Origin of the sequence: Desulfovibrio sp. UIB00 (assembly GCF_022508225.1) — a bacterium.
Classification (GTDB): Bacteria; Desulfobacterota; Desulfovibrionia; order Desulfovibrionales; family Desulfovibrionaceae; genus Desulfovibrio.
This window is the reverse complement of record NZ_JAETXJ010000007.1, coordinates 1-13,151: the sequence shown is the minus strand read 5'-3', so window position 1 is coordinate 13,151 and position 13,151 is coordinate 1. Positions and strand designations below refer to the sequence as shown.

At 57.2% G+C, this 13,151-nt stretch carries 13 protein-coding genes; 5 read left to right on the top strand and 8 right to left on the bottom strand.

All coding sequences use genetic code 11. The features are described from left to right. Window positions 1-349 precede the first annotated feature (349 nt). The 8 genes from buk to JMF94_RS11370 form a co-directional block, all read right to left on the bottom strand. Window positions 350-1,426, bottom strand: coding sequence for a butyrate kinase (buk, locus tag JMF94_RS11405; protein WP_240825217.1), 1,077 nt, complete (start codon window positions 1,424-1,426; stop codon window positions 350-352). A 146-nt stretch (window positions 1,427-1,572) separates the two neighbouring features. Continuing rightward, complete coding sequence (locus tag JMF94_RS11400; protein ID WP_240825216.1) at window positions 1,573-2,478, bottom strand: phosphate acyltransferase; 906 nt, start codon at window positions 2,476-2,478, stop codon at window positions 1,573-1,575. A gap of 16 nt (window positions 2,479-2,494) precedes the next feature. After that, window positions 2,495-2,719 carry a 4Fe-4S dicluster domain-containing protein gene (locus tag JMF94_RS11395; protein ID WP_022659689.1) on the bottom strand — a complete coding sequence of 75 codons (225 nt, stop codon included), beginning with the start codon at window positions 2,717-2,719 and terminating at the stop codon, window positions 2,495-2,497. Next, window positions 2,719-3,249 carry a 2-oxoacid:acceptor oxidoreductase family protein gene (locus JMF94_RS11390; RefSeq protein WP_240825215.1) on the bottom strand — a complete coding sequence of 177 codons (531 nt, stop codon included), beginning with the start codon at window positions 3,247-3,249 and terminating at the stop codon, window positions 2,719-2,721. The genes JMF94_RS11395 and JMF94_RS11390 overlap by 1 nt, the downstream gene beginning before the upstream one ends. A gap of 1 nt (window position 3,250) precedes the next feature. Next, window positions 3,251-4,081 (bottom strand): thiamine pyrophosphate-dependent enzyme, encoded by an 831-nt coding sequence (locus JMF94_RS11385; RefSeq protein WP_022659691.1) that lies wholly within the window; start codon window positions 4,079-4,081, stop codon window positions 3,251-3,253. A 12-nt stretch (window positions 4,082-4,093) separates the two neighbouring features. After that, window positions 4,094-5,221, bottom strand: a complete 1,128-nt coding sequence (locus JMF94_RS11380) for a 2-oxoacid:acceptor oxidoreductase subunit alpha (protein WP_240825214.1) — start codon at window positions 5,219-5,221, stop codon at window positions 4,094-4,096. A gap of 522 nt (window positions 5,222-5,743) precedes the next feature. After that, on the bottom strand, window positions 5,744-7,012 hold the full coding sequence (locus JMF94_RS11375; RefSeq protein WP_240825213.1) for a (Fe-S)-binding protein: 1,269 nt from the start codon (window positions 7,010-7,012) through the stop codon (window positions 5,744-5,746). Continuing rightward, the gene (locus tag JMF94_RS11370; RefSeq protein ID WP_240825212.1) at window positions 7,009-8,400 is read right to left on the bottom strand and encodes an FAD-linked oxidase C-terminal domain-containing protein; all 1,392 of its coding nucleotides are present in this window, start codon (window positions 8,398-8,400) and stop codon (window positions 7,009-7,011) included. Before JMF94_RS11370 ends, JMF94_RS11375 begins: the two co-directional genes overlap by 4 nt. Before the next feature lie 263 nt (window positions 8,401-8,663). On the opposite strand from JMF94_RS11370, the gene JMF94_RS11365 reads away from it, so the two are divergent. The 5 genes from JMF94_RS11365 (at window position 8,664) to JMF94_RS11345 (ending at window position 12,975) form a co-directional block, all read left to right on the top strand. After that, window positions 8,664-8,906, top strand: coding sequence for a hypothetical protein (locus tag JMF94_RS11365; protein ID WP_240825211.1), 243 nt, complete (start codon window positions 8,664-8,666; stop codon window positions 8,904-8,906). Between the two features lie 334 nt (window positions 8,907-9,240). After that, the gene (gene epsC, locus JMF94_RS11360; RefSeq protein WP_192112680.1) at window positions 9,241-10,152 is read left to right on the top strand and encodes a serine O-acetyltransferase EpsC; all 912 of its coding nucleotides are present in this window, start codon (window positions 9,241-9,243) and stop codon (window positions 10,150-10,152) included. Then, a complete protein-coding gene (locus JMF94_RS11355) occupies window positions 10,145-10,291 on the top strand; it encodes a hypothetical protein (protein ID WP_240825210.1) in 147 nt (48 codons plus the stop codon). Before epsC ends, JMF94_RS11355 begins: the two co-directional genes overlap by 8 nt. A 479-nt stretch (window positions 10,292-10,770) precedes the next feature. Next, window positions 10,771-11,370, top strand: coding sequence for a MarC family protein (locus JMF94_RS11350; protein WP_240825209.1), 600 nt, complete (start codon window positions 10,771-10,773; stop codon window positions 11,368-11,370). A gap of 294 nt (window positions 11,371-11,664) precedes the next feature. Further along, a complete protein-coding gene (locus JMF94_RS11345; RefSeq protein ID WP_240825207.1) occupies window positions 11,665-12,975 on the top strand; it encodes an NCS2 family permease in 1,311 nt (436 codons plus the stop codon). Window positions 12,976-13,151: the final 176 nt, after the last annotated feature.

The window sequence follows — 13,151 nt, the reverse complement described above, 5'->3', positions numbered from 1 at the left end:
GGGTTCTAGTGCACGCATGCCAAGCGCAAACAACCAGTTCGTTAAACGCGTTTGAGATGTCCACAGAATCTCTTTATGCGTCTTGTTTTTGATTCCGCTTGGGCCGCATTTCCACCAAGGGGATCGTAAAAAATGTTGTTTGTTTCCAGCTAGATGCAAAGTGCCATGCGCCAGTGTTTTTTGCGCTGACAATGTCGATAAGCAAGTTAAATGTTGTGTTGTCAGAAACGCGCCGACAGGCCGGAACGGTGTGTCGCTCGCAGGGGCAAGGCGGATCTCCGCCTTGCCCCTGAGGGGGCTGCTCGATCTACAGGGATTGGGGTAAGCAGCGCGACACGGGTGCACCTGACTATTCGTGGAAGGTATGGAAACCTTCTTCCTTGCGCAGTACGCGCAAAATTCCGTAGGCCAGCGCCTCCAGCTCGTTTTCTCCCGGCAGCACCATGACCTCGCCGAGGAACTGTATCCGGGGCACCACGCGGTCAATGATGTACGAGGAGTTGGCCAATGCGCCGGTCAGCACCACAACATCCACCTTGCCGTTGATGACCGCAGCCAGCGAGGCAATGTGCTTGGCAACCTGATAGGTCATGCCGTCGTACACAAGGCGGGCTTTTTCATCGCCTTCGGCAATGCGGCGTTCAACTTCAAGGGCATTGTTGGTGCCAAGGTAGGCCATCAGGCCTCCCTGACCGCGCGTGCGGCGCGTGGCTGAATGGCGGTCAAACTTGCCCGAAAAACACAGATCGATAAGCTGCCTGTTGGGCAGGCCGCCAGAGCGTTCAGGCGAGTAGGGGCCTTCCTCATCGGTGATGACGTCAATCATGCGCCCCTCATGAATGACCGTGGCGCTGATGCCCGCACCCATGTGGCTGACGATGATGTTTTTGTCCGCCAGCTTCCAGCCCTTGTTCGCGGCGGCCTTGATGGCCATGGCGCGCATGTTGAGGGCATGGCACGAGGCCTTGCGGCGAATTTCCGGCAGGCCGGAGAGCTTGGCGATGTCTTCCATCTGATCCATCACCACGGCGTCATAGATGTAGGAGGGGATGTTCAGCGGCTTGGCGATTTCGTGCGCCAGCAGCGCCCCGAGGTTTGAGGCGTGGTCGTCAATGGGACGGTGCCGCAGAAAGTCCAGCATGCCCTCATCAACAAGATACGCGCCCTGCAACAGCGGGGGCAGTTTGCCGCCACGCCCGGCCACGGCGGAGAGCTGGTGCAGGTCAAACTGCTCTTCTTGCAGCGCCTTCAGTATGGCATCCAGGCGGATGGAAAACTGGGCGACGTTGCTCTCAAAACCGCGCAGGGATTCTGCCGGATGATCCACTTTTTTCTGGAACAAGAGTTCGTGGTTCTTGTAAACGGCAATCCGCGTCGAGGTGGAACCGGGATTGATGGAAAGAACGGTATAGTTGGTTTCCGCCATGTCATATCCTTGTGGAACAATGTAAAATGCTCTTGCTGTTATGGGCTGCCGCGCCTGATGCGCTGAGCGGCATTGCAGCGCGGCAGCCTGAAACCTTGCGAGCGGTTGGCTCAGGGGAGCAAGCGGCAGGGCCAGCCCGCAGTTGGCTACCCCGCAGCAGAGGCCGCAAGAACCATGGTTCTGAACTTGTCTTCAGCGCTTGCCGCGCGGGAATTGAGCACCACCGGCACCCTGCCGCCCACTACTATGCCTGCGGTCAGCGCGTTGGCCGTGTGGCGCAGGCACTTGATAAGCACGTTGGCGGTGACAATATTGGGGCACACCAGCAGGTCGGCATCGCCTGCAACGGGGCTTTCATAGCCCTTGGTGGCGGCTGATTCAGTGCATACTGCCAGATCGTAGGATATGGGGCCTTCAATCAGGCATCCAGTGATCTTGCCGTTTTTGTTCATTTCTTTCAGCGCGGCGGCGTCAACGCTTTCAGGCATTTTTTCATTAACGGTTTCCGCAGAGGCCAGCACCGCAACCTTGGGGTTATCAATGCCCATGCGCGCAAGGGCATCCACCGCGTTCTGGATAATGTCGCGCTTCTGTTCGAGCGAAGGCGCGATGTTGATGGCGGCATCGCACAGGGCCAGAAGCTTGGGGTAGGTGGCAACCTGCACAATATTCATGTGCGAGATCAGACGCCCGGTGCGGAAGCCGGTTTCTTCCTTGAACAGCCCCTTGAGAAGAACGCCGGTCTGGATCAGGCCTTTGAGAATGAAGTTGGCCCGGCCTTCCTTGACCGCCATGCCGGCCCCGGTGGCTGATTCCTGCGGCGTGGCAGTTTCAACAATGGGGTAAGCATCGCCCGGCAGGCCTATAGCCTTGAGTTTTGCTGCGATATCTTCGCGCTTGCCAAACAGCAGCGGCTCCACAAGACCCACTTCAACAGCGTGCCGCACAGCTTCAAGCACATGCTCGTCTGCGGCTTCCACCACAGCCACCTTGCACTTGTGGGCCTTTTGCATCACTGCTGCTTCAAGCTCGTCAAAGCTCTTGTATACCATGACTGACTCCGGCCTGTTATTTTTCCAGAACTTCAATGGCAAAGTCGGGGCAGACCATCATGCATGTGCGGCAGCCTATGCAGGCCTGCGCATTGACCGGAGTCATAAAGAGGTAGCCAGCCGCATTGTATTCCGTGCCGAAGTCGTAAACAGACTTGGGGCAGAGTTCCTTGCAGTAGCCGCAACCCTTGCAGAGCACGGCGTCCACGCAAACTTCAAAAGTTTTCTTTTCCTCGCTCATCAGTTCCCCCCCCGGGCGGCTTCGGCAGCAGCAGCGCCCCGCCTGATAACTTCCATGTTAATCTTGGCCACTTCGGGTTTGCCCTTGCGCTCGGCGATGCTCAGCAACGTTTCCAGAGGCAGTGCCCCGGTAAGCGCCATGGCCGCCCCAAGACCGGCAAGGTTGGCCGATTTGGGCGCGCCCAGCTCGTGGGCGATCTCGGTCATGGGTATGCCGATCCAGTTGCTCAGCTGGCGGGGTTTCATGAGCGAGGTGTCGTACACAACAGGGGCTACGGCATTGTCGTAGCGGGTGCCCACAACCTCGTTCAGCGCAATGATCAGGTTGGGTTTGACGACCTGCTGGAAAAGGATTTCAGCATCGTCCATCAGCACTTCGGCACTGATAAAGCCGCCGCGCTGCGAGATGCCGTACGACTGGGACTGCACCACGTTGCGGCCACCCAGAATAGCGGCTTCGGCAAGGAAGGACGCGCAAAACACAAGGCCCTGCCCGCCGGTGCCAGCCATGATAAATTCATACTGGGCCATGCTACTTTCCTCCCTTGGCGGCCGTGATCACCGCGCGCTCGGCCTCGTAGCGAGTGTTGAAATCGTGAACGTCCTTGTCGGCAATGACGCCGGTGACAAAGTAGCCAAGATCTGCGGCATTCTCGATGGAATCAAACTTGGCCTGAGAAACGGCCTTTTCCTTGAGATTGCGCAGCATATCCACAGGCTGCTTCATCTTGTTGCGGGGGCCGAACAGGGTGGAGCAGGGGCTCATGGCTTCGATAAGCGAAAAGCCTTTTTTCTGGATGCCGGCAACAATGCGGTTTTTGAGGCGCATGCCGCTGGTGACGGATTCGCGGGCGACAAAGTTGGCCCCTGCCGCGCGCACCAGATCGCACACGTCAAAGCCGCGCTCGGGGTTGCCGCCAACAGACGTGCTGGTGATGGCCCCGTTGGGCGTGGTCGCCGAATACTGGCCGCCGGTCATGCCGTAGTTCAGGTTGTTCACAATGATGGCCGTGAGGTCCATATTGCGGCGGGCCGTATGGATAAGGTGGTTGCCGCCAATGGTGGTGCCGTCGCCGTCGCCCATAAGAACGATGACGTGGAGATTGGGGTTGGCCGCCTTGGCGCCGGTGGCGAAGGTGAGGGCGCGCCCGTGCGTGGTATGCAGGGCATTGGCGGAAATATAATCATCGGCCTTGCCCCAGCAGCCAATGCCGGTGACGACAAGAACGTCTTCCTTTTTGAGATTCAGCTCGTCCATGGCGCACAAGAGCGCGTTCAGGACAATGCCGTTGCCGCAGCCCGCACACCACATGAGCGGCAGTGCCTCTTTGTTAAGAAGCGAGCGTGAAATAGCCTGTGCCATTGTATTTCTCCTTTACTTCAAGGCGGCTGCGATCTGGGCCGGGGTCATGATGCTGCCGTTGTAGCTGTTAACCCCAACAACCAGCGAAGGATCCGGCACATACTTTTTCACTTCTCCAGCTAGCTGACCGGAATAGTTCATTTCAGCAACAATAATACGCTTGGCCTTGCGTGCGGCTTCCCGCACTTCCACATCGGCAAAGGGCCACAGGGTCTGCAGCTGGAGAACGCCAACCTTGCCGCCGCTGGCATTGGCCTCTTGCGCCACGCTGCGGGCTGCGCGGGTGACCACGCCGGAAGTAATGATCAGGGTGTCGCAGTCTTCTTTACCGAAGTAGCGCGTCATGACGATTTCATCACGGCCCTTGGCAATCTTGGTGTGCAGCTGGGCGACCCTGCGTCCTGCATTTTCGGGCGTATTGCAGCTAAAGCCGTTTTCACCGTGCATGGAGCTGGTGACATGGAAAACATAGTCGCTGCCATATCTGGCCAGGGGCGCAACCGCGCCTTCGTCAAAGCAGAAGGGCTTGTAGTCTGCGGGTGCGCAGGAGGGCTGGCTACGGTCAACAACCTCCACTTCACCCTGGTCAGGAATAACAACGTTTTCGCGCATGTGGCCGCAGACTTCTTCCGGGGCCATGATGACCGGCACGCGATATTTTTCGGACAGGTTGAAGGCCTTGACCGTCAGGTCAAAGCATTCCTGCACCGAGGCCGGGGTCAGCGCGATAATTTCCTGGTCTCCATGCCGTCCCCAGCGCAGCTGCATGATGTCGGACTGGGCCGGTTTGGTGGCAAGACCTGTGGATGGGCCGGAGCGTTGCACGTTCACTACCACCACGGGCACTTCGCCCATGGTCGCCATGCCGAGGTTTTCCTGCATAAGCGAAAAACCGGGGCCGCTGGTGGCGGTGAACGACTTCACGCCTGCCAGTGATGCGCCCACAATGGCGCCCATGCTCGCCAGTTCGTCTTCCATCTGCATGAAAATCCCCCCAAGCTTGGGGAGCTCGCGCGAGGCGATTTCAGCAATTTCGGACGAAGGGGTGATGGGATACCCGGCATAAAACCGCGCTCCTGCGTAGAACGCGCCTTGGGCTATGGCGGCGTTACCCTGGATGAGCTTGCTTTGTTTTTTCATTGCCTTTCTAAACCTCGTTTCCGTTGTGGTGCCACCAGTAATTATTCTGCCATTGCTCAATTTTGTTTGTACTAATTTGTGCAAAACAACTTCATTTGCCAAAAGTAACGGCATTGATTGCAGTTGTATGGCTGAAATTTTTTTCCATATGAAAAATACAAGCATTATGGAGAGTATTTTTCTGCCATTATTCTTGAGTTGCAGTTTGTAGTTCAGCAAATATTATGCCAAGCATGATGATTCAGCAGTTCGCTGAAATTGTTTCTCTTTTTTTTAAAGGCTGGACTGCTTGGTTAACTATGTTTTCGGCTGTGTTGCGAAAGTTAACGTTGAGGACTGCTGCAAAGTATCGGGATGATCCGGTATTCCCGCAAAAAAAATTAAATAACAGGTAGTTATAAATACTTTGCGGTTGATTTGTATCTTGTTTCCCCTGCGGGCATGCTCGCTGTGCAGATGGCTCAATCGAAACAGCAAACATGCCCGCAAGGGATGCCGCGTAGGGGACGCGGCATGGCCCTGTTACAGGCCATATGCCTTGGCAAGCAGTTCGGCAGTGTGCAGTACGCGAATGTTTGCGCCTCGGTGGCTCAAACCGTCGATAAGCTGCATTTTGCAGGCAGAACAGCCAGTGGCGACAACATCCGCCCCTGTGGACAGGATGTCGCTGGTTTTATCCGCAAGGATCTGCTGGGACAGGTCATAGTGGGTAGCGCTGAACGTGCCCGCGCAACCGCAGCAGACATCGGGGCGGCTCATCTCCACAAAGCGCAGGCCGGGTATGGCGCGGATGAGGCTGCGGGGCTGCTTGGAGACGCCCATGCCGCGCACAAGGTGGCAGGCATCGTGATAGGTAGCCTTGAGGGGAACGTTCTGCACATAGGGCGCAGGGCCAAGCTTGGTGAGGAAGTCGGAAAAGTCGAAGACCTTGTCCTTGAATCCTTCCCAGGCCGAAAGTGCATCGCTGTTTTGCAGCACCTCGCCGTATTCCTTGCTCAGGGCCGAGCCGCAGGTGGCGCAGCCGGTGATGACGGCGTCAAAGCTGCCTCGCGAAAGGATGCGCGCGTTGTTTTCAGCCAGCAGGGCCGCGCCGTCAAAATCGCCGGATGAAAACAGCGGTGTGCCGCAGCACTGGAGGTTGTCCAGCAAATGCACTTCCACGCCGTTGGCAACCAGCACGTCTATGAGGGCCTTGCCTGCATTGACATAGACATAGTTGAGCATGCAGCCCGGGAAAAAGGCCACCCTTGCACGGGCGGATCCCTTGGGACTGCTGACGGCAGGCATGACCTTACGCAGCGGTTTGTCGGCCAGGGCCGGAACAACGCGGCGCAGGTTCAGCCCTGCGGCGGGGATGGGAATGCGTGAAACCTTGCCCGCGCCATTTTCAGTATTTTTGAAGAGTATGGACTGAAAAGGTTTGGCGTGGCTCAGGGCCATATCAAACAGCCGACCCTTGGTGACAGCTTTGAATGCTATGCTCTTTGCGGCTGGCAGCTGGCCTTCTTCCGCCATCTTGCGGCGCAAGGCCATGATCAGGTCGGTAGTGTTGACGCCGGAAGGGCAGATGGCCTTGCAGCGCATGCACAGAGTGCAGCGGGCGGCCAGTTCCATCAGCTCCTTGGTGGGCTTTACCGTGCCGTCCGCCAGAGAACGCAGCAGAAAAAGCTTGCCGCGTGAAGAATTGGATTCTTCGTATGTTTTGCCGTAAACCGGGCAGATAGTGAGGCATTGCCCGCAACGGGTGCATTTGAGGGCGGCTGCTTTCAATTCGTCCAGGGACTTGCTCATGCCTGGCCTCCGAAGATGCAGCCAGGATTCAGGATATTGTTGGGATCAAGAGCCTTTTTGATGGCCCGCATGGCCCCGACCTGAGCTTCGCCCAGCTGCTTGGTGATGTAGGGCGCTTTTTCGCGGCCCACGCCGTGTTCCGCAGAAACTGTCCCGCCCATCTTGATGATTTCGTAATGGAACTCGGAACGGGCCTTGGCGGCTGTTTTCTTTTCTTCATCCGAGTTGAAGAAGAAGTGCGGATGAATGTTGCCGTCGCCCGCATGCCCCTGACAGCTCACCTTGATGCCGTGCTTTTTGCCCACTTCAAAAAGCATGTGCACGGCCTGGGCAAGCTTGTTGATGGGCACCGCCGGGTCGCCGCCCAAACGTCCCTTTGCCACGCGGGCAAGGGCGGGCAGGCCGGAACGCCGCGCAACCCAGAGCTGCTCGGCTTCTTCTGCGGTTTCTGCCACGTGAAAATCGACCATGCCCAGCTGCTCGCACACCCGACGGATCACTTCCACCTGCGGCTTGAGGGTCGAAACATCACCGTCTACTTCGATGAGCAGCATTGCGCCCGCATCCACGGGCAGGCCCGCATGGGTGTAGTCTTCAACCGCGCGGATCAGTGTCTGTTCCTGAAATTCCATGATGGAGGGCACAACGCCGCTGGTCATGATTGCAGAAACAGCCTTGGCGGCGTTTTCAATGTTGTTGAAGGCAACGCGCATGGCGCGCTTTGCCTGCGGCAGGGGAATGAGCTTGAGGGTGATTTCTGTAATGACGCCAAGAGTGCCCTCGGAACCTGTGAACAGCTGGGTGAGGTTGTAGCCGGTCACGTCCTTGATGCACTTGCCGCCCGCGCGGATAATTTCGCCCGAAGCCAGCACGACCTGCATGCCCGTGACATAGCTCTTGGTGGTGCCGTACTTGACGCACTGCAAGCCGCCCGCATCGGTCGCCACGTTGCCGCCGATGGAAGAAAACGTGAAACTGGCGGGATCCGGCGGGTACATGAGGCTGTGCGCGGCAGCTGCTTTTTTGATGTCGGCTGTGATGGCGCCGGGGCCAACGACAGCCATCAGGGTTTCCGGCTCCACGATGATGGAGTTCATGCGTTGCAGCGAAATGATGATGGAATAGTCGCTTTCAGTAATGGCATTGACGCTGAGGCCGCTTCCCTGCGAGCGCGTAACTACACTGATTTTATGCTCATTGCAGAAGCCGACAATCTTGGAGACTTCTTCGGCGGTGACGGGCAGTGCAACCAGAATGGGCAGAAAGGCCGAGGGAGCCGCCCCGCCGGCGTTGTAGGTGTAACAAACGAGGTCTTCCTGCTTGGTGAGCATGTTTTTTTCGCCGATAAATGCAGCAATATGTGTGCGAATATCCTCTTTTGTCAGCATTTTTTCTCCTCGCTAACCGCATTGGCGCGGTGTGCAAAATTTTGAGCCTTCCAAACGCCTGCCGATGGTATGTGCGTCCAGCAAGACGGAAACAACATATTCAATAAAATCGCGGACACTCCGCGCGTAACTTGTCTGTTTTGACGTAACTTGAGCCGCCATTTGTCGAGAGCTTGCGACGCTTGTTACGGATTGCCCAAGAATAAGCAGCAATCATGCCACAAGGAATATTATTTTATTTTTTAAATAGTTAGGCATGCTTTATGAAATTCTGCCGCGTAAAATCTCCATTGTCCGTTTATATTGCTTACGTGCTGGTTGTAAAAATTAACACGGAGGAACGCGAAGTTGATGATGTTTCGAGGTGTTGCGTATGGCTTTGTTTGCGTGCGGCGGTCAGCCACCAGTCTGCGGGCATGGCGGCGGCACGGTTGCCATCTGCCAACTTGCTGGGTGCGGGCAGGCAAGACTGGCGGAAAAAATCTGGAAACAGTTTTGTGGATTAAGCTGTGGCTGCGGTCTTGCTTATGCCCAGAGCGTGCTTACTGAATAACAACGGGCCAGTGTGTTTTTTAGGCCGCGCAGCGTGTGGAATATTTCTTCTGCATGCAGCGTTTTCCTGTGAAGGGATGTTGGGTGGTTTGAAATAAGGCACGCCAGTTTGCGTTAAAAGTTTTAACGAATGGCTTGATTTATTGTGTATTCTCTGGAGCGGCACTCGATGCCCATTGCGGCAGCGGGCAACTCCATGTAGACTAATAAGAATTACCGGGATGCCCGCAGTCGGCCTGAGCCGCCTGTGGGGTCAAGCGCAACCGAATATTTCCGCAGGATTTTGACATGAACAAAAAGCAGGATATCACCACGACCGGCATGCCCCTCATAGACAGCGTTGTTGAACGCCTCTGCCGCGAAGATTCGCTCAGCACCGTGTGGCACCGCTCGGGGCAGGGCGCGCCCATGCCGTCCTTGCCGGTGCTTTCCGAAATACTTGAGCGCCTGCGCGCGGCTATCTTTCCCGGCTATTTTGGCGCGGCCACGGTGCGGCGCGAATCCATGCGCTACCACCTTGCAGCCAATCTGGACAGCATCCACCGCCTGCTGGGTGAGCAGATCGTGCGTGGCTTCTGCTTCAGTTGCGAGGGGCTGGGCATCCCCTGCACATCGTGCGAAACAGAGGGCCAGCAGGCCGCGCTGGCTTTTATGGACAGCCTGCCGGAAATACGCCGCCTCCTCGCTGGCGACGCCAAGGCCGCCTATGAGGGAGACCCTGCGGCCACCAGCCCCGGTGAGACCATTTTTTGCTATCCTTCGCTGCGGGCCATGTTTCACCACCGCATTGCGCACGAACTCTATAAGCTCAAGGTGCCGGTCATTCCGCGCATCATTTCTGAAATGGCCCACGGCACGACGGGTATCGACATCCACCCCGGCGCCGCCATTGGCGAGGAATTTTTCATCGACCACGGCACCGGCGTGGTTATTGGTGAAACCTGCATCATCGGGCGTAACTGCCGCCTGTATCAGGGCGTGACTCTGGGCGCGCTCTCCTTTCCCAAGAATGCGGACGGAACCCTCACCAAGGGCAATCCCCGGCACCCCATACTGTGCGACAACGTCACTGTTTACGCCGGAGCCACGATTCTTGGTCGCGTGACAGTGGGCAAGGGGGCCGTGATTGGCGGTAATGTGTGGATTACTCAGGATGTGCAGGCTGGCGCACGTATTACTCAGGAAAAGCCTCGTGACTAAAGGTCGCAAGCTGTTGCGCCGCATGGCGCTGCTCTTGCTAAGCGTGGCCCTGTGCGCAGCCTTGCTGAATCTTGGAGGCTGCGGACTCAGTGTGCAGCCCAAGGGTCAGGTGGTGACAGGCGTCAGCGTGGGGCATTAACGCGGCTTGCGCCCCTGCCACAAATTGACAAGCCCTGTCGTTCTTGCGCGCCCAGAGGTGTGCAGGAACGGCAGGGTCTGTTGTTTGCTTTTGAAACAGCGCTCAATGTTGCAGGCCTGCTGGCAGAGGGGCTGAAACAGTGCAGGCATCAGGCCGCGCAGGGCGCGCCAGCGCAGGAAATTTCAGGTTCAGGCGGGCTGATGGTATGGACATGACGCCCCTTGCATGACATACTCCCGCCTTCATAAATTTGGGCCTTTCGCGACGCATGTTCCTTGGTGTGTTTGCATTTTGAAATGTTTGCCTGCCAGCAAGGCTTCCAATCTGCCTTCCGGAGTACCTTCCTGCAGGGCAACGATTGGGGCAGCGGACAAGACATATTGCCTTGCAAACATTTCATGTGCGGATTTTTGCAACAATTCGTGCAGGACAGGCAAATTGCTCCAACGCCAGGCTTCCGGCGCAGGAAGGGGAGTAACATGGAATTTTTTACTGAAGTTGTGGGCACGAGCATCAAAATTTATGCGCTCATGACGCCCCCTGCCGTGCTGAGCGCCTTTATCAGCGGCACCAAGGGCTTTGATAAAAAACAGAAATCCATGGTGGCCGCCAAAACATCTGCGGCCATCTTTCTTATCGGCGTAACGCTGTTCCTGTTTGGCCCACACCTGTTTTCGCTTTTCGGCTTCACCCTTGACGCCTTTCGTATAGGCGCAGGCGTGTTGCTTTTTCTTACGGCAGTTTCCCTCATGAACGATGACGGCAAGGATGCGCTTTCCGGCAAGGAGGGCGACATCAGCGTTGTGCCGCTGGCCATACCGCTTGGCATGGGGCCTGCCTCCATCGGTGCGGTAATGGTCATGGGCGCGTCCGCCACAGAGATGCATCAGGTGCTGGTGGGCGTGTTTTCGCTGCTGGCCGCTGCCTTTGGCATGTTTGTGTTGTTGCGCATGGCCGATGGCGTGGTGCGCGCCCTGCACCGCACGGGCATTGCCGTACTGTCCAAGCTGACGGGACTTTTGCTGGCAGCCATTGCGGCGCAGGTGATTTTTACCGGTATACGGGCCTTTCTAGGGTAGAGTATTTGTCCCGCTGCACGGCTGGCGGGCAAAAGTGCGAACAGGCGGCGAAAGATACGGATTTCGCCGTACTTTCTATAAGATGAACAGAATTTGGCGGTAGAGGGGTAGGCCGCCCTGGCTGTGGTTCAGGTTCAATCTGGGCACAGGCTCGGGGCGAGGCCCGGCGCGATGGCCGCAAGCGGCAGCGCTGCAAAGGGCAAACCGAAGCGATTAACGGCATGGGGGCTGCTGCCCCGGCGCAAAACAACTCGATATCTTGGGCGCGCGGTGCGGCAACAAGAGGAGGATGTCATGGGCATACTGGAAAAAATGTTTAATCCTGCGGCCAGAGGCAGCACGGTTCGGCGCGAGTTACGGGCTGGCCTTACCAGCTTTATGGCCATGTGCTACCTCATTTTTGTGGTTCCCAGCATGCTTGCTGACGCCGGTATGCCCAAGGATTCCGCCGTGGCGGCTACCATCTGGATTACCGTCATCGCAACGCTGCTCATGGGCCTGTGGGCCAAGTTTCCCGTGGGCGTAGCGCCCGGCCTCGGCATCACGGCCTTTTTTGCCTACTACGTTTGCGGCCCTGCGGGCTATACATGGCAGACCGGCCTTGGCGCTGTGTTCATTTCTGGCGTGGTCTTTTTGCTGCTCACCGTCACCAAGGTGCGCCAGCTTATCATCAACGCCGTTCCCATGGATCTCAAGTACGCCATCGTGGTGGGTATTGGCGCGTTCATCGCCTTTATCGGCATGAAGAGCTGCGGCCTCGTGGTGGCCAGCCCTGCCACCTTTGTGACCCTCGGCAACCTGGGCGACCCCAAGACCCTGCTTTCGGTGGTGGGCATCTTCCTCATCAGCGCGCTGCTTGCACTGCGCGTGCCGGGAGCCATGATCATCGGCATCGTGGCCATTGCGGCGGCGGACATGGTGCTGAACGGGCCGCATATGCCGCAGGGCAGCATCATCAACACATCCCTGCTCCTGCCCACTGAGACCTTCATGGCGATGGACCTCAAGGGCGCGCTGCACCACGGCCTGATCTCCATCATTTTCACACTGACCATGGTTGATCTGTTCGACAACATGGGCGTGCTCATCGGTCTTTCGCAGAAAGCCGGGTTCATTCGTGAAGACGGGCACATTGAAAATCTGGACAAGGCTCTGATTTCCGACTCAATCGCCACTATGGCCAGCGCCGTCATGGGCGCGACCACATCTACCAGCTATCTTGAAAGCGCGGCGGGCGTGGTCGAGGGCGGGCGTACCGGGCTGACCGCTGTGACCATTGCGGTGCTCTTTTTCCTCACCCTGTTTTTTGCGCCTGTGATTGGCATGGCTCCGGCCTATGCCACGGCCCCGGTGCTGATCATCGTGGGCGCCATGATGATGCAGGAAGTGGGGCGCATCAAGTTCAAGGACTTTACCGTTGCCTTGCCCGCCTTTTTGACCATTATCAGCATGCCGCTTACCTTCAACATTGCCACGGGTTTTGGCTTTGGCTTTGTGAGTTGGGTCGGCATCAAGGTACTTTCTGGGCGTTTCAAGGATCTTAACGTGGTGATGGTGGTCATTGCCCTGTGCTTTGTGGTCAACTTTGCCCTGCGCCTCCACTAGAGTCTTTTACGGAGCAGCCGAACCTTGCAAGGTAGCCTGCTCCAGGCCAGGTAGCGGCAACGCATTGTGATTGCTGAACAGGCTCCTGTTCCGGCTGATGCCGGACTGGGGCCTGTTTTTTTTGTATGTAGAAAACTCCCCGCTAAGCGGGGAGTTCCAAAAAGGCGAAGCCTATC